General features: G+C 62.8%; 15 protein-coding genes. 11 read left to right on the top strand and 4 right to left on the bottom strand.

Annotated elements, in window-relative coordinates; all coding sequences use genetic code 11:
• Nucleotides 1-58 precede the first annotated feature (58 nt).
• Both xdhC and guaD read left to right on the top strand, forming a co-directional pair.
• A complete protein-coding gene (xdhC, locus tag B4I46_RS15270) occupies nucleotides 59-904 on the top strand; it encodes a xanthine dehydrogenase accessory protein XdhC (protein ID WP_043862356.1) in 846 nt (281 codons plus the stop codon).
• Nucleotides 905-914: 10 nt separating this feature from the next.
• A complete protein-coding gene (guaD, locus tag B4I46_RS15265; protein ID WP_058542039.1) occupies nucleotides 915-2,219 on the top strand; it encodes a guanine deaminase in 1,305 nt (434 codons plus the stop codon).
• On the opposite strand, the gene aqpZ is transcribed toward guaD, so the two are convergent.
• A complete protein-coding gene (gene aqpZ, locus B4I46_RS15260; RefSeq protein ID WP_054915596.1) occupies nucleotides 2,216-2,914 on the bottom strand; it encodes an aquaporin Z in 699 nt (232 codons plus the stop codon). The genes guaD and aqpZ overlap by 4 nt on opposite strands.
• Before the next feature lie 204 nt (nucleotides 2,915-3,118).
• Entirely contained in the window at nucleotides 3,119-3,886 is a 768-nt protein-coding gene (locus tag B4I46_RS15255; RefSeq protein ID WP_043862353.1) for a GntR family transcriptional regulator, read from the bottom strand.
• A 353-nt stretch (nucleotides 3,887-4,239) separates the two neighbouring features.
• Here B4I46_RS15255 and B4I46_RS15250 point away from each other — a divergent pair, with 353 nt between their 5' ends.
• The gene (locus tag B4I46_RS15250) at nucleotides 4,240-5,589 is read left to right on the top strand and encodes an NCS2 family permease (RefSeq protein WP_376787207.1); all 1,350 of its coding nucleotides are present in this window, start codon (nucleotides 4,240-4,242) and stop codon (nucleotides 5,587-5,589) included.
• 162 nt (nucleotides 5,590-5,751) lie between these two features.
• Here the strand turns inward: B4I46_RS15250 and uraH are convergent, their stop codons facing one another.
• Nucleotides 5,752-6,105 carry a hydroxyisourate hydrolase gene (uraH, locus tag B4I46_RS15245; RefSeq protein ID WP_043862351.1) on the bottom strand — a complete coding sequence of 118 codons (354 nt, stop codon included), beginning with the start codon at nucleotides 6,103-6,105 and terminating at the stop codon, nucleotides 5,752-5,754.
• Between the two features lie 383 nt (nucleotides 6,106-6,488).
• Here uraH and puuE point away from each other — a divergent pair, with 383 nt between their 5' ends.
• From puuE to B4I46_RS15210, 7 genes are all read left to right on the top strand, one after another.
• On the top strand, nucleotides 6,489-7,418 hold the full coding sequence (puuE, locus tag B4I46_RS15240; RefSeq protein ID WP_043862350.1) for an allantoinase PuuE: 930 nt from the start codon (nucleotides 6,489-6,491) through the stop codon (nucleotides 7,416-7,418).
• Nucleotides 7,415-7,930: a 2-oxo-4-hydroxy-4-carboxy-5-ureidoimidazoline decarboxylase gene (gene uraD / locus B4I46_RS15235; RefSeq protein ID WP_043862349.1), complete on the top strand. Its 516-nt coding sequence runs from the start codon at nucleotides 7,415-7,417 to the stop codon at nucleotides 7,928-7,930. The genes puuE and uraD overlap by 4 nt, the downstream gene beginning before the upstream one ends.
• Before the next feature lie 75 nt (nucleotides 7,931-8,005).
• Complete coding sequence (locus B4I46_RS15230) at nucleotides 8,006-8,509, top strand: ureidoglycolate lyase (protein ID WP_043862348.1); 504 nt, start codon at nucleotides 8,006-8,008, stop codon at nucleotides 8,507-8,509.
• 47 nt (nucleotides 8,510-8,556) lie between these two features.
• Complete coding sequence (locus B4I46_RS15225) at nucleotides 8,557-9,882, top strand: urate hydroxylase PuuD (RefSeq protein WP_043862347.1); 1,326 nt, start codon at nucleotides 8,557-8,559, stop codon at nucleotides 9,880-9,882.
• 117 nt (nucleotides 9,883-9,999) lie between these two features.
• The gene (locus tag B4I46_RS15220) at nucleotides 10,000-11,355 is read left to right on the top strand and encodes a nucleobase:cation symporter-2 family protein (protein ID WP_043862346.1); all 1,356 of its coding nucleotides are present in this window, start codon (nucleotides 10,000-10,002) and stop codon (nucleotides 11,353-11,355) included.
• A 136-nt stretch (nucleotides 11,356-11,491) separates the two neighbouring features.
• Nucleotides 11,492-12,277, top strand: coding sequence for an outer membrane protein OmpK (locus tag B4I46_RS15215; RefSeq protein ID WP_043862345.1), 786 nt, complete (start codon nucleotides 11,492-11,494; stop codon nucleotides 12,275-12,277).
• A 353-nt stretch (nucleotides 12,278-12,630) separates the two neighbouring features.
• Nucleotides 12,631-13,416, top strand: coding sequence for an outer membrane protein OmpK (locus B4I46_RS15210; protein ID WP_088515618.1), 786 nt, complete (start codon nucleotides 12,631-12,633; stop codon nucleotides 13,414-13,416).
• A 90-nt stretch (nucleotides 13,417-13,506) separates the two neighbouring features.
• On the opposite strand, the gene B4I46_RS15205 is transcribed toward B4I46_RS15210, so the two are convergent.
• Entirely contained in the window at nucleotides 13,507-14,415 is a 909-nt protein-coding gene (locus B4I46_RS15205) for a DUF808 domain-containing protein (protein ID WP_286900826.1), read from the bottom strand.
• A gap of 155 nt (nucleotides 14,416-14,570) precedes the next feature.
• On the opposite strand from B4I46_RS15205, the gene B4I46_RS15200 reads away from it, so the two are divergent.
• Nucleotides 14,571-15,179 carry a TetR/AcrR family transcriptional regulator gene (locus tag B4I46_RS15200; RefSeq protein ID WP_043862341.1) on the top strand — a complete coding sequence of 203 codons (609 nt, stop codon included), beginning with the start codon at nucleotides 14,571-14,573 and terminating at the stop codon, nucleotides 15,177-15,179.
• Nucleotides 15,180-15,214: the final 35 nt, after the last annotated feature.

The raw sequence follows: 15,214 nt of genomic DNA, 5'->3' as shown, positions 1-15,214 counted from the left end.
GTAGGAGCCGGCCTTGCCGGCGAAGAGGCCCGATCAGGCACTGAAGAGGCAACCGACTATGCACACCTGGATCAACGCCCTGTCCGACCTGCACACCCGGGGCGAACCCTGCGTGCTGGTGACCATCATCGAAGAGCTGGGCTCCACCCCACGCAATGCCGGCTCGAAGATGGTCGTCAGCGCGACCCAGCTGTTCGACACCATCGGCGGCGGGCACTTGGAATACAAGGCCATGCACATCGCCCGGCAGATGCTTGCCGAAGGCCGCGAAACCACCCACCTGGAGCGCTTCAGCCTCGGCGCCAGCCTTGGCCAGTGCTGCGGCGGCGCCACCGTGCTGCTGTTCGAGCCCATGGGCGGCGTGCAGGCGCAGATCGCGGTATTCGGCGCAGGCCATGTCGGCCGCGCTCTGGTACCCTTGCTCGCCGCGCTGCCCTGCCGGGTACGCTGGATCGATTCGCGCGAGCAGGAATTCCCCGACATCATCCCCACGGGGGTGAGCAAGGTCGTCAGCGAGGAACCGGTCGACGAGGTCGATGAACTGCCCGCCGGCAGCTATTGCATCGTCATGACCCACAATCATCAACTGGACCTGGAACTGACCGCCGCGATCCTCAAGCGCAACGATTTCACCTGGTTCGGCCTGATCGGCTCCAGGACCAAGCGCGTGAAGTTCGAGCACCGCCTGCGCGAGCGCGGCTTTGCCGCCGACAGCCTGGCACGCATGCGCTGCCCGATGGGCCTGGCCGAGGTCAAGGGCAAGCTGCCGATCGAGATCGCCGTGTCCATCGCCGCCGAAATCATCGCCACCTACAACGCGAACTTCGGCCAGCATACCGGCTCGGCCACCACCCAACCCATTGCCAAACTGCTGCCGCCGTCACGGCGCAGCCAAGCCATTTGACGAGAGCCACATGAGCGCAACCCGCAAAGCCTACCGTGCCGCCCTGCTGCACAGCCTCGCCGACCCTGCCGAGGTGGGCGTCGAAGCATCGTATGAATATTTCGAAGACGGCCTGCTGGTCATCGACCAGGGCAAGATCAGCGCCATCGGCCACGCCAGCGAACTGCTGCCAGGCCTGGACGCCGACATCGAAGTGGTGCACTACCAGGACGCCTTGATCACCCCGGGGTTCATCGATACCCATATCCACTTCCCGCAGACCGGCATGATCGGCTCCTACGGCGAGCAGTTGCTGGACTGGCTGAACACCTACACCTTCCCGTGCGAGCGCCAGTTCGAAGACAAGGCTCACGCCGACAAGGTGGCCAAGCTGTTCCTCAAGGAGCTGCTGCGCAACGGCACCACCTCGGCGCTGGTGTTCGGCAGCGTGCACCCTGCCTCGGTCAACGCCCTGTTCGAGGAAGCCGAGCGCCTGGACCTGCGCCTGATCGCCGGCAAGGTGATGATGGACCGCAACGCCCCCGACTACCTGACCGACACCGCCGAGTCGGGCTACGCCGACAGCAAGGCGCTGATCCAGCGCTGGCACGGCAAGGGCCGCCTGCACTATGCGGTGACCCCGCGCTTTGCGCCCACCAGCACCCCGCAACAGCTGGCCCTGGCCGGCCAGTTGCTCAAGGAGTTCCCGGACCTGTACCTGCACACCCACCTGAGCGAAAACCTCAAGGAGATCGAGTGGGTCAAGGCGCTGTTCCCCGAGCGCAGCGGCTACCTGGATGTGTACGATCATTTCGAACTGCTGGGCGAGCGCTCGGTGTTCGCCCACGCCGTTCACCTGTGCGATGCCGAGTGCCAGCGCCTGGCCGAGACCGGTTCGGCCGTGGCGTTCTGCCCGACCTCCAACCTGTTCCTGGGCAGCGGCCTGTTCAACCTGCCCCAGGCCGAGCAGCACAAGGTCAAGGTCGGCCTGGGCACCGACGTGGGCGCCGGCACCAGCTTCTCGCTGCTGTACACCCTGAACGAAGCCTACAAGGTCATGCAGTTGCAGGGCGCACGCCTGAGCCCGTTCAAGTCGCTGTACCTGGCCACCCTGGGCGGTGCTCGGGCTTTGAACCTGGAGGAGCGCATCGGCACCCTGCAACCGGGCAGCGACGCCGACTTCATCGTGCTCGACTACAAGGCCACCCCGCTGCTGGACTACCGTCTCCAGCAGTCCGGCAGCATCGAGGAGACCCTGTTCGTGCTGACCACCCTGGGCGACGACCGTACCATTCGCGAAACCTTTGCCGCCGGGCGCAGCGTGCACCAGCGCTAAGGCGTTCGAAACAGGCCGCGGTACAACGCGCCGCCGATCACTGCCCCGATCAGCGGCGCCACCCAGAACAGCCACAGCTGATGCAGCGCCCAGCCACCGACGAACAGCGCCGGCCCGGTGCTGCGTGCCGGGTTCACCGACGTGTTGGTAACCGGTATCGACACCAGGTGGATCAGCGTCAGCGCCAGCCCGATGGCGATCGGCGCAAAGCCGGCCGGCGCCCGCGAATCGGTGGCGCCCATGATGATCAGAATGAACATCGCGGTCATCACCACCTCGCTGACAAAACCTGCCCCCAGCGAGTACTGCCCCGGCGAATGCTCGCCATAGCCGTTCGAGGCAAGCCCGTTCGACAGCTCGAAGCCGGCCTTGCCGCTGGCGATGAGGTAGATCACGCCGGCAGCCAGGATGGCGCCCACCACCTGGGCGATCACGTACGGCACCAGGTCCTTGAGCGGAAACCGCCCGCCCACGACCAGGCCCAGCGATACCGCAGGGTTGAGGTGACAACCGGAGATATGACCGATGGCGAATGCCATGGTCAGCACAGTCAGCCCGAAGGCCATGGAGACACCGACCAGGCCAATGCCGATCGGAAAAGACGCAGCCAGTACCGCGCTGCCACACCCCCCCAACACCAACCAGAACGTCCCTATCAATTCAGCTCCCATGCGTTTGCTCATGGGCATCGACATCAGTCAGTCCTCAAGAAGTGGTACGCCTGAAGCGCAAGCCCAACTGCTTGATGAAGGTTTGCGGGAGTGCAACAGATAGAAATCTAGCAGAGGTTGGCTCAAGTGCCAGCAGCCCTGAAAGCATCGCGGGTCAAGCCCGCTCCCACAAGGACCGAGACAATCCTGTGGGAGCGGGCTCGACCCGCGATTGCAGGCGACGCAGTATCAGCCCTTGGCCGGCACCGAACTGCCGCGCTTCTTGGTTTGCAGCAGGTGCGAGAACACCGCGTGCAGGTCATCCGACGCACTCTCCTCGTCGAGGTTGAGCTTGCTGTCGATGTGGTCCATGTGGTGCATCATCAGGCTCACCGCCTGGGCCGCATCACGCGCCTCGATGGCGTCGATCAGTTGCATGTGCTCGTCATACGAGCAGTGCGAGCGGTTGCCGCTTTCGTACTGGGCAATGATCAGCGAGGTCTGCGATACCAGGCTGCGCTGGAAGCTGATCAGCGGTGCATTGCCCGCCGCTTCCGCCAGCTTGAGGTGAAACTCGCCAGACAGGCGAATGCCGGCACCCCGGTCGCCGCGCGAGAAGCTGTCGCGCTCGTCGCGCACCATCTGGCGCAGTTCGTTCAACTGCTCGGCGGTGGCGTGCTCCACTGCAAGTTCGGTGATGGCACGCTCGACCATGCGCCGCGAAAAGAACACCTGACGCGCCTCTTCGACGGTCGGGCTGGCCACTACCGCACCGCGATTGGGGCGCAGCAGCACCACGCTTTCGTGGGCCAGGCGCGACAGCGCACGCCGGATGATGGTGCGGCTGACGCCGAAGATCTCGCCCAGGGCTTCCTCACTCAACTTGGTACCCGGCGCCAGGCGTTGTTCGAGGATTGCCTCGAATATGTGCGCGTAAACGATATCGTCCTGGGTGCCGCTACGACCGGCCTTGCCGGTGCGCGTGGGTTTCTTGAGGGGTTGCAGCTGTTCGTTCATGGGCGCTCGAGCACGGAGATCCACCTATCGGACCCTGACTGTAATACCAGCCAGTAGGGCGATGGCAAGTCCTGGATAGAAAATTAGACGTTCATGGTATTGACGCATTGTACACAGGCTTGGCGATTTCTGCAGAGTGCCATCACGTTATAGCCGTGGCGACAATTTACCTGCACACACCGACAAAAACATTATTTGCATTATTTGTATACAAACGCATAATCCAGCCGTGCAACTTCCTGACCCACAGGTCAACAACAGGTCCGGTCGCCATGCCCTCCCCCTCGCAGAGCCCCCAGTCAACGCGCAGGACAAGCTCTGAACAACAAGAAAAGACGTGAGGAGTACACGCTGTGGAAAGCCGCAAACCCCAAGCCCCTACGCTGGATCTTGCCCCACCGCTCGAAACGAGCTGGCTGGAGCGGATTTTCAAACTCAAGCTGCACGGCACCACTGTCAGGACCGAACTGATCGCGGGTGTAACCACCTTCATCACCATGGCCTACATCATTTTCGTCAACCCCAACATCATGGCCGACGCAGGCATCGACCACGGCGCCGCGTTCGTGGCCACCTGCATCGCGGCGGCGCTCGGCTGCCTGCTGATGGGCCTGTATGCCAACTGGCCGGTGGGCCTGGCACCCGGCATGGGGCTGAACGCCTTTTTCACCTACACCGTGGTCGGCACCATGGGCTACACCTGGGAGGCCGCGCTGGGTGCGGTGTTCGTATCGGGTGTGCTGTTCATGCTGCTGACGCTGTCGCGGGTGCGCGAATGGCTGCTCAACAGCATCCCGCTGAGCCTGCGCCACGCCATGGGCGCGGGTGTGGGGCTGTTTCTCGGGGTGATCGGGCTGAAGACGGCCGGCATCATCGTCGCCAGCTCAGCCACCCTGATCAAGCTCGGCTCGCTGCACGAGCCTGGCCCGCTGCTGGCGGCGGCGTGCTTCCTGATGATTGCCGTGCTCAGCTACCGCCGGGTGTTCGGCGCGATCCTGATCAGCATCATCGCCGTGACACTGGCCGGCTGGGCCCTGGGCCTGGTGGAATATGGCGGCGTGTTCTCGCTGCCGCCGAGCCTGGCGCCTACCTGGATGGCCATGGACGTGGCGGGCGTGTTCAACGTCAGCATGATCAGCGTGGTACTGGCATTTCTGTTCGTGCACATGTTCGACACCGCCGGCACTTTGATGGGCGTGGCCCAGCGCGCCAACCTGGTGAACGCCGAGGGGCGCATCGAAAACCTGTCGCGGGCGCTCAAGGCCGACAGTGCATCGAGCGTGTTCGGTGCAGTGGTGGGTGTGCCGCCGGTAACCAGCTACGTGGAAAGTGCTGCAGGTGTGGCGGCCGGCGGGCGCACGGGGCTCACGGCCGTGGTGGTCGGCCTGCTGTTCGTCGCGGCGATGTTCTTTGCGCCGCTGGCGGGCATGATCCCGGCGTATGCCACCGCCGGCGCACTGATCTATGTGGCGATGCTGATGATGGGCAGCATGGCTCACATCAACTGGGATGAAGCCACCGACAGCATTCCGGCGATCGTCACGGCGATCATGATGCCGCTGACATTCTCGGTGGCGGACGGCATTGCGCTGGGCTTCATCACCTATGTGGTGCTCAAGGCCGGCACCGGGCGCTACAGGGAGATCTCGGCGAGCCTGTGGGTGCTGTGTGCGATCTTTGTGGCCAAGTTCGTGTTCCTGTAAGCACTGCGTCGGTTCAAGGAGCCTCGCCTTCGGGCGGGGCTTTTTGTTGCCTGTGCCGCTCTGCCAGCGAACAGCCCTGCAGGCACGCCCTCGAATCCGAGGCAAAAAAAAGCCCGCCAGTGAGAGCGGGCAAGGACCTACGAAGATTCATCTAGCGACCAACTAGCTTCCGCGATAGGTCGAGTAACTGTACGGCGAGATCAGCAACGGCACGTGGTAGTGATCCTGCTCGGCGCTGATGCCGAAACGCAGCACCACCACATCCAGGAACGCCGGCTCCGGCAACTGCACACCACGGGCACGATAATAGTCACCGGCACTGAACTGCAGCTGGTACACACCGCTGCGGTAATCCTCACCCTGCAGCAGTGGCGCATCGCAACGGCCATCGCTGTTGGTCAGCGCCGTGTTCACCAGCTCAAGCTGCTGGCCTTCGACCCGGTACAGCTCGACCTTGATCGAGCTGCCAGGGCAGCCATGTGCGGCATCCAGTACATGCGTGGTCAAACGTCCCATTGCGTGCGCCTCGTTTCAATCTATGGGCAAAAAATACCCGCACGGCACCGGGATGAAGCAGGGCAGCGTGCGGCTGTCGGATTATTAAGACATTTTCAGCTAAAATTGTACACAATAAATTCGACGATTTTGTTAGCCTGCCGAGCGTGGCCTGTAAATACGCCATCAGTCGCAAAGCCGCGTGCCTGGCGGACGCTATCGTCATTTACTGACCAATCAGGCAGGTTTCTTGCAACCTTTTTCAAGGGCGAATGGCGGAAGAAATGCGAAAAAACAGGCTTACAAATCGTCAATAAAGTTGTATACAATCACTCCATCGTTGTGGCCGATGACCTGACTCAGACACCACACCCCCGTTTTCACGTACAAGAAGGAAGGCTGCAGTGAGCGCTGATTATCCTCGCGACCTGATCGGTTACGGCAACAACCCACCCCATCCGCGCTGGCCGGGGAATGCCCGCATCGCTTTGTCTTTCGTGCTCAACTATGAAGAAGGTGGCGAACGCAACATTCTTCACGGGGACAAGGAATCCGAAGCCTTCCTTTCCGAGATGGTCTCGGCGCAGCCCCTGCAGGGCGCCCGCAACATGAGCATGGAATCGCTTTACGAGTATGGCAGCCGCGCCGGTGTGTGGCGCCTGCTCAAGCTGTTCGAAGACACCGGCGTGCCGCTCACCGTGTTTGCCGTGGCCATGGCCGCCCAGCGCCACCCCGACGTGATCCGCGCCATGGTCGCCGCCGGCCATGAGATCTGCAGCCACGGCTACCGCTGGATCGACTACCAGTACATGGACGAGAACCAGGAGCGCGAGCACATGCTCGAGGCCATCCGCATTCTCACCGACCTCACCGGCGAGCGCCCGCTGGGCTGGTACACCGGCCGTACCGGGCCCAACACCCGCCGCCTGGTGATGGAGGAAGGCGGCTTCCTCTACGACAGCGACACCTACGACGACGACCTGCCCTACTGGGAACCCAACAACCCCACCGGCAAGCCGCACCTGGTGATCCCCTACACCCTGGACACCAACGACATGCGCTTCACCCAGGTGCAGGGCTTCAATTGTGGCGAGCAGTTCTTCCAGTACCTCAAGGACGCCTTCGACGTGCTCTACGCCGAAGGTGCCGAGGCGCCGAAGATGCTCTCGATCGGCCTGCACTGCCGCCTGATCGGCCGCCCGGCACGCATCGCCGCGCTCAAGCGCTTCGTGGAGTACGCCAAGAGCCATGAGCAGGTGTGGTTCGCCCGGCGCGTGGACATCGCCCGCCACTGGCATGCCACCCACCCTTTCCAAGCCGAGAGCGCCAAATGACCGACTTCAAGACCCTCAAGCCTTCGACCCTGGACCGTGCCGCGTTCGTCGCCGCCTTCGCCGACATCTACGAGCACTCGCCGTGGGTCGCCGAAAAAGCCTACGACCTGGGCCAACTGCACGAGCTGGACCAGATCGAAGCCCTGCACCAGCGCATGAGCGACATCCTGCTCAGCGCCGATCACGCCAGCCAGCTGGCCCTGATCAATGCTCACCCGGACCTGGCCGGCAAAGCCGCCGTCCAGGGCGAACTGACCGAATCGAGCACCAACGAACAGGCTGGCGCCGGCATCCACCAGTGCACCGCCGAAGAGTTCGCCCGTTTCACCGAACTCAACGACGCCTACAAGGCCAGGTTCCAGTTCCCGTTCATCATGGCGGTAAAAGGCAGCAACCGGCACCAGATCCTCGCCTCGTTCGAGAAACGCATCCACAACTCGGTCGAGGCCGAGTTCAAGGAAGCCCTGGCGCAGATCAACCTGATCGCCCTGTTCCGCCTGCAGCAGCTGTAACCGGCGCGCCTTGGCAGGCACTGGCCTGCCGGCAATCGCCAAAGCCCCGACAACACATAATTAGAGAACACCCGCATGCGCACTTTAGTGATTGAGCCCCTGACCAAAGAAGCCTTCGCCCCTTTCGGTGACGTGATCGAAACCGACGGCAGCGACCACTTCATGATCAACAACGGTTCGACCATGCGCTTCCACAAGCTGGCCACGGTAGAAACCGCCCAGCCCGAGGACTCCGCCATCATCAGCATCTTCCGCGCCGACGCGCAGGACATGCCGCTGACCGTGCGCATGCTGGAGCGCCATCCGCTGGGCAGCCAGGCCTTCATCCCGCTGCTCGGCAATCCCTTTCTGATCGTGGTCGCGCCCGTTGGCGATGTACCTGTATCGGGTCTTGTCCGCGCCTTTGTCAGTAATGGCAGGCAGGGCATCAATTACCATCGCGGCGTCTGGCACCACCCGGTGCTGACGATCGAAAAGCGGGATGACTTCCTGGTGGTTGATCGCAGCGGTTCCGGCAACAACTGCGACGAACATTTCTTCAATGAGGATGAGCAACTGATCCTCGCACCCCACCAATAAGAGAAGGTCGGTCACTGGCCTGCGGTGACCGGCAAGAGGTAAAGACTGTGGAAGCACATCTGTTGGAATGGCTGAACCTGAGCGTGCGCTGGGTTCACATGATCACTGGCGTGGCCTGGATCGGCGCGTCGTTCTACTTCGTATGGCTGGAGAACAACCTCAACCGGGCCAACCCGCGCGACGGTCTGTCGGGCGACCTCTGGGCGATTCACGGTGGCGGTATCTACCACCTGGAAAAGTACAAGCTGGCCCCGCCGAAAATGCCGGAGAACCTGCACTGGTTCAAATGGGAAGCCTACTTCACCTGGATGTCGGGTATTGCCCTGCTGTGCCTGGTGTTCTACTGGAACCCCAGCGTCTACCTGCTGGCCCCCGGCAGCACCCTGAGCGGTGGTGAAGGCATCGCCATCGGCGTCGGTTCGCTGATCGCCGGCTGGTTCATCTACGACGTGCTGTGCGACTCGCCCCTGGGCAAGCGCCCCGGCCTGCTCGGCCTGGTGCTGTTCGTGCTGATCATTGCGGCCTGCTACGGCTTCAGCCAGGTGTTCAGCGGCCGTGGTGCGTACCTGCACACCGGCGCGATCATCGGCACCATCATGGTCGGCAACGTGTTCCGCATCATCATGCCGGCCCAGCGTGCACTGGTCGCCGCCATCGAGAAGAACGAAACCCCCGACCCGACCCTGCCGGCCAAGGGCCTGCTGCGTTCGCGCCACAACAACTACTTCACCCTGCCGGTGCTGTTCATCATGATCAGCAACCACTTCCCGAGCACCTACGGCAGCCAGTACAACTGGCTGATCCTGGCCGGGATCGCGATTGCAGCGGTGCTGGTGCGTCACTACTTCAACACCCGCCACGACAGCGCCAAGTACGCCTGGACCCTGCCCGTCGGCGCCCTGGCGATGATCTGCCTGGCCTACGTCACCGGCCCCAAGCCGATGCCGACCGCCCCTGAGCAGGCCGCTGCCAAGGTCCAGTACCAGCCGCTGCCGGAAACCGCACTGGGTGGCAAGACCGCTGCCGAGAAAGCCGCCGAACAGGCTGCCAACCCGGCACCTGCCGCCACCCCGGCCGAAGCGCCCGCCACTGCCACCGCTGCGGCGGACAGCGGCAACTTCGACAAGATCCACAGCGTCATCCAGGAACGCTGCACCGTGTGCCATTCGGCCAAGCCGACCAGCCCGCTGTTCAGTGCCGCCCCGGCCGGCGTGATGCTCGATACCCCGCAACAGATCCAGCAACTGGCCCCACGCATCCAGGCACAGGCCGTCGCCAGCCAGATCATGCCCCTGGGCAACATCACCCAGATGACCCAGCAGGAACGTGAACTGATTGGTGCATGGATCGCCAAGGGTGCGCCAACCAACTGATACATGCTTCAAGCGGCAAGCTACAAGCTGCAAGCCAGGCGCGGCCTCCTGCTTCTTCGCAAGCAGGGCGCCTGAGCCTGCAGCTACCCAGAATAAAAACAAAACCTGAGGTGCTGCATGTCCGAGTCACGCAAGGCGTACATCCCCGTTGCGCCGCCACGACAGCCACTGCCCCTGCTGCAACTGATCCTGGTGGGTTTGCAACATGTTCTGCTGATGTACGGAGGTGCCATTGCGGTGCCGCTGATCATCGGGCAGGCCGCCGGGCTCTCTCGTGAAGAAATCGCATTCCTGATCAATGCCGATCTGCTGGTCGCCGGTGTCGCCACCGTGGTCCAGTCGCTCGGCATTGGCGCACTGGGCATCCGCATGCCGGTGATGATGGGCGCCAGCTTCGCCGCCGTCGGCAGCATGGTGGCCATGGCCGGCATGCCCGGCGTGGGCCTGCAGGGGATTTTCGGCGCGACCATCGCCGCCGGCTTCTTCGGCATGCTGATCGCCCCGTTCATGTCCAAGGTAGTGAGGTTTTTCCCGCCACTGGTCACCGGCACGGTGATTACCTCCATCGGCCTGTCGCTGTTCCCGGTCGCCGTCAACTGGGCCGGCGGCGGCGCGGCGGCCGCGCCGTTCGGCTCGCCGATCTACCTGGCCGTGGCCGGCCTGGTGCTGACCACCATCCTGCTGATCAATCGCTTCATGCGTGGCTTCTGGGTGAACGTGTCGGTACTGATCGGCATGGGCCTGGGCTACATCATTGCCGGCGCCATCGGCATGGTCGACCTCAGCGGCCTGGCCCAGGCCCCCTGGGTACAGGTGGTCACCCCGCTGCATTTCGGCATGCCCACCTTCAGCCTGGCGCCGATCCTGTCGATGTGCCTGGTGGTGGTGATCATCTTCGTCGAGTCCACCGGCATGTTCCTGGCGCTGGGCAAGGTCACCGAGCGTGAAGTGACCCCGGGCATGCTGCGTCGCGGCCTGTTCTGGGACGCCGGCGCCTCGTTCGTGGCAGGCTTTTTCAACACCTTCACCCACTCCTCGTTCGCACAGAACATCGGCCTGGTCCAGATGACCGGCGTGCGCTGCCGCTACGTGACCGTGGTGGCCGGGCTGTTCCTGATCGTGCTCAGCCTGCTGCCCAAGGCGGCATTCCTGATTGCCTCGATCCCGCCGGCGGTACTGGGCGGCGCCTCCATCGCCATGTTCGGCATGGTCGCGGCCACCGGCATCAAGATCCTGCAGGAGGCCGACATCGGCGACCGGCGCAACCAGTTGCTGGTGGCCGTCAGCGTCGGCATGGGGCTGATCCCGGTGGTACGTCCGGAGTTCTTCGCGCAGATGCCGCAATGGATGGAGCCGATCACCCACAGCGGCATCGCCATGGCCACCGTCAGTGCCCTGGTACTGAACCTGCTATTCAACGTATTGGGCGGCGCCGAACGCGCCGCGCACAACGACGCCGTGCACCAGCACTGATACACGGGGCGGCGCCTGCCGCCCCGGTCAACCCGAGCACCACGCAGTACCGTCGGCCCCTGGGAGTGGGCCGCTCGGGGCGCGTTTGCGCCGAAAAAACCGCAATCCAACAATAACAATAGCCGGGAATAACCACATGAAACGCATCACCTCTTCCCTCTTGCTGGGCAGCAGCTTGCTGGCCACGCTTCCTGCGGTAGCGGAGGACCTGCTGCTCTGGCACACCAACAGCCTGACGTATCTGTACGGCAAGGACTTTCAGGTCAACCCGCGGATCCAGCAGACGGTGACTTTCGAGCACGCCAACAAATGGAAGTACGGCGACAACTTCCTGTTCGTCGACAAGATCTTCTACAACGGCGGCCAAGACCGTAACAAGGGCAAGAACACCTACTACAGCGAGATCAGCCCGCGCCTGTCGTTCGGCAAGATCTTCGACCAGAAGCTGGAGTTCGGCCCGATCAAGGACGTGCTGCTGGCCATGACCTACGAAACCGGTGAAGGCGACAACGAGGCCTACCTGATCGGCCCGGGCTTCGACCTGGCCATCCCCGGCTTCAACTACTTCACCCTCAACTTCTACCAGCGCAACACCGAAGGCAGCCGCCCGGGTGATCGCGTGTGGCAGATCACCCCGGCGTTCTCCTACACCATCCCCATGGGCCGGTCCGACCTGCTGATCGATGGCTACATGGACTGGGTGGTGGACAACGACGAAAGCCGTCGCGGCACCTACCACGCCAACCTGCACTTCAACCCGCAGGTCAAGTACGACCTGGGCAAGGCGCTGAACATCGGCGCCAAGCAGCTGTACGTGGGTATCGAATACAGCTACTGGAAGGACAAATACGGCATCGAGGACAGCGATCGCCTCAAGACCAACCAGAGCGTGACCAGTGCGCTGATCAAGGTTCACTTCTAAAACCTGATCGAACGCACAGTTTTTGTCGCACACGCTCCATAACGGAGCACTTGAGGGACGGCGCGCAAGCCAGTAATCTGCGCGCCCCCTCGCTCAGGGTAGGACCCCTCCTACCTGCGTTTACTGACCGCTCAGTCAATGAATTCGGGCGGTTGGTAAGCGTATTGCCAGCCTCACGCCCCTTGTTCAACTGTTCAGAAAGACGTCGAGCAGGCCCGTTGCGCCAACCCGCCAAGGTTGGCTCAGCTCTTGCGAACGCGCTGTGGCCGATCGAAAAAAGCTGACCAAAAAGACAACACGTTGAACCAGAACGGCGCCGACACAGAGTGCCGAATCAATCAAGGGAGCACGCAATGCGCATTACCAACAGCCTGATGCTTGCAGGCGGCCTGCTGGCGGCAAGTACCGCCACCGCCGGTGACCTGCTGCAGTGGCAGAACAACAGCCTGACCTACCTCTACGGCAAGGACTTTGCGGTCAACCCGCAGATCCAGCAGACCTTCACTTTCGAGCACGCCGATGCCTGGAAGTACGGCGACAACTTCCTGTTCATCGACAAGATCTTCTACAACGGCAAGAAGGACGGCAACGTCGGCCCGAACACCTACTACGGCGAGTTCACCCCGCGCCTGTCGTTCGGCAAGATCTTCGACCAGAAACTGGAGTTCGGCCCGGTCAAGGATGTGCTGCTGGCCATGACCTACGAGTTTGGCGAGGGAGACAACGAGTCGTACCTGATCGGCCCAGGCTTCGACCTGGCCATCCCCGGCTTCGACTACTTCCAGCTCAACTTCTACCAGCGCCACACCGAGGGCAGCCGCGCCGGTGACAACGTATGGCAGATCACCCCGGTGTGGTCGTACACCATTCCCGTGGGCAAGTCGGACATCCTGATCGACGGCTACATGGACTGGGTGGTGGACAACGACGAAACCCGGCGTCGCGGCACCTATCATTCCAACCTGCACTTCAACCCGCAGATCAAGTATGACCTGGGCAAGGCCCTGAACCTGGGCGAAAAACAGCTGTACGTCGGTTTCGAATACGACTACTGGAAAGACAAGTACGGTATCAAGGACAGCGACGCCTTCGATACCGACCAGAACACCGCGAGCCTGCTGGTGAAAGTGCACTTCTGAGTCAGCGGCGCGGCCATCGCGGGTCAAGCCCGCTCCCACAGGGTACTTCACAGCCCTTGTGGGAGCGGGCTTGACCCGCGATGCTCTTGATCAGCCTTTGATGGCCTTCCAGAGCTTGCCCACCACCGCAACCACCGCCAGCACCGCAGCCCCCGCCACTACGCCCACGCCGGCATTGAGCAAGGCCGTCGTCAGCGCCCCGCCACGCCCTTCGCCGAAGGCCTCGATGGCATGATGCAGCGGCGCGATGCCATGCACCAGAATCCCGCCACCTACCAGGAACATCGCCGCGGTGCCGATCACCGACAGGCTTTTCATCATGTAGGGCGCCGCACTCAAAATGCCGTTGCCGATGGCCTTGGCTGCACGCGAGGCCTTTTGCGTCAGCCACAGGCCCAGGTCATCCAGCTTGACGATCCCCGCCACCAGCCCGTACACGCCGATCGTCATCACGATCGCGATGCCCGACAGCACGATGATCTGCTGGGGCAGGGGCGCATCGGCCACGGTGCCCAGCGTGATGGCGATGATCTCGGCCGAGAGAATGAAGTCGGTACGCACCGCGCCCTTGATCTTGTCTTTCTCGAACGCCACCAGGTCGACCGCCGGGTTGGCCACTGCCTCGGTCAATGCCGCATGCCCGGCCTTGGCCTCCTCGGCGCTGTGCAGAAACCTGTGCGCGAGCTTTTCGAAACCCTCGAAGCACAGGTAAGCGCCGCCGAGCATCAGCAGCGGGGTTACCGCCCACGGGATGAATGCGCTGATCAGCAACGCAGCCGGCACCAGGATCAGCTTGTTCAGGAACGAGCCCTTGGCCACCGCCCACACCACCGGCAGTTCCCGCTCGGCGCGCACACCCGTGACCTGCTGGGCATTGAGTGCCAGATCATCACCCAGTACGCCGGCGGTCTTCTTGGCCGCGACCTTGGTCATGACCGAGACATCGTCGAGTACCGTGGCGATATCGTCGATCAGTACCAGCAAACTGCTTGCAGCCATGATTCATGTTCCATTGAGGTGAGATGGCGCCAAGCTTAGCCTGTCGATGGGCAAAAGGGGCGACCTTGAGCGCTTCGCGAACGCGGTGCTACCATGCGCAACCGCCTGCCCAGGCCTGTTGCCGCACGCGGCCAGATACAAGGAACAGCGCCACCATGAGCACCATTCGCGAGCGCAACAAAGAACTGATCCTGCGGGCCGCCAGCGAGGAGTTCGCCGACAAGGGCTTCGCTGCCACCAAGACCAGCGACATCGCGGCCAAGGCCGGCCTGCCCAAGCCCAACGTCTACTACTACTTCAAATCCAAGGAAAACCTCTACCGCGAGGTGCTCGAAAGCATCATCGAGCCGATCATGCAGGCCTCCACCCCGTTCAATGCCGACGGTGAGCCGCAAGAGGTGCTCAGTGCCTACATCCGCTCCAAGGTGCGCATCTCCCGCGACCTGCCCTTCGCGTCCAAGGTGTTCGCCAGCGAGATCATGCACGGCGCGCCGCACCTGAGCGCCAGCCAGGTCGAGCAGCTCAACGTGCAGGCACGGCACAACATCGAATGCATCCAGGGCTGGATCGAACGCGGCCTGATCGCCCCGGTCGACCCGCACCACCTGATGTTCAGCATCTGGGCTGCAACCCAGACCTATGCCGATTTCGACTGGCAGATCTCGGTGGTCACCGGCAAGGCCAAGCTCGAGGACAGCGACTATGAGGCGGCGGCGCAGACCATCATCCGGCTGGTGCTCAAGGGCTGTGCGCCGGACGCCTGACAGGTAGCGGCGACTGCATCGCGGGTCAAGCCCGC

The organism is Pseudomonas sp. UBA7500 (assembly GCF_002478435.1).
GTDB classification, from domain to species: domain Bacteria; phylum Pseudomonadota; class Gammaproteobacteria; order Pseudomonadales; family Pseudomonadaceae; genus Aquipseudomonas; species Aquipseudomonas palmensis.
The sequence above is the reverse complement of the archived record's forward strand: the minus strand, read 5'-3'. Positions and strand labels throughout refer to the sequence as shown.

Coding starts and splice junctions, on each gene's coding strand:
- B4I46_RS15215 (WP_043862345.1), top strand. CDS start 11,492: ATGAAACGCATCACCTCTTCCCTCTTGCTGGGCAGCAGCTTGCTGGCC.
- B4I46_RS15205 (WP_286900826.1), bottom strand. CDS start 14,415: ATGGCTGCAAGCAGTTTGCTGGTACTGATCGACGATATCGCCACGGTA.
- xdhC (WP_043862356.1), top strand. CDS start 59: ATGCACACCTGGATCAACGCCCTGTCCGACCTGCACACCCGGGGCGAA.
- B4I46_RS15255 (WP_043862353.1), bottom strand. CDS start 3,886: ATGAACGAACAGCTGCAACCCCTCAAGAAACCCACGCGCACCGGCAAG.
- B4I46_RS15200 (WP_043862341.1), top strand. CDS start 14,571: ATGAGCACCATTCGCGAGCGCAACAAAGAACTGATCCTGCGGGCCGCC.
- B4I46_RS15230 (WP_043862348.1), top strand. CDS start 8,006: ATGCGCACTTTAGTGATTGAGCCCCTGACCAAAGAAGCCTTCGCCCCT.
- B4I46_RS15220 (WP_043862346.1), top strand. CDS start 10,000: ATGTCCGAGTCACGCAAGGCGTACATCCCCGTTGCGCCGCCACGACAG.
- B4I46_RS15210 (WP_088515618.1), top strand. CDS start 12,631: ATGCGCATTACCAACAGCCTGATGCTTGCAGGCGGCCTGCTGGCGGCA.
- aqpZ (WP_054915596.1), bottom strand. CDS start 2,914: ATGTCGATGCCCATGAGCAAACGCATGGGAGCTGAATTGATAGGGACG.
- uraD (WP_043862349.1), top strand. CDS start 7,415: ATGACCGACTTCAAGACCCTCAAGCCTTCGACCCTGGACCGTGCCGCG.
- guaD (WP_058542039.1), top strand. CDS start 915: ATGAGCGCAACCCGCAAAGCCTACCGTGCCGCCCTGCTGCACAGCCTC.
- uraH (WP_043862351.1), bottom strand. CDS start 6,105: ATGGGACGTTTGACCACGCATGTACTGGATGCCGCACATGGCTGCCCT.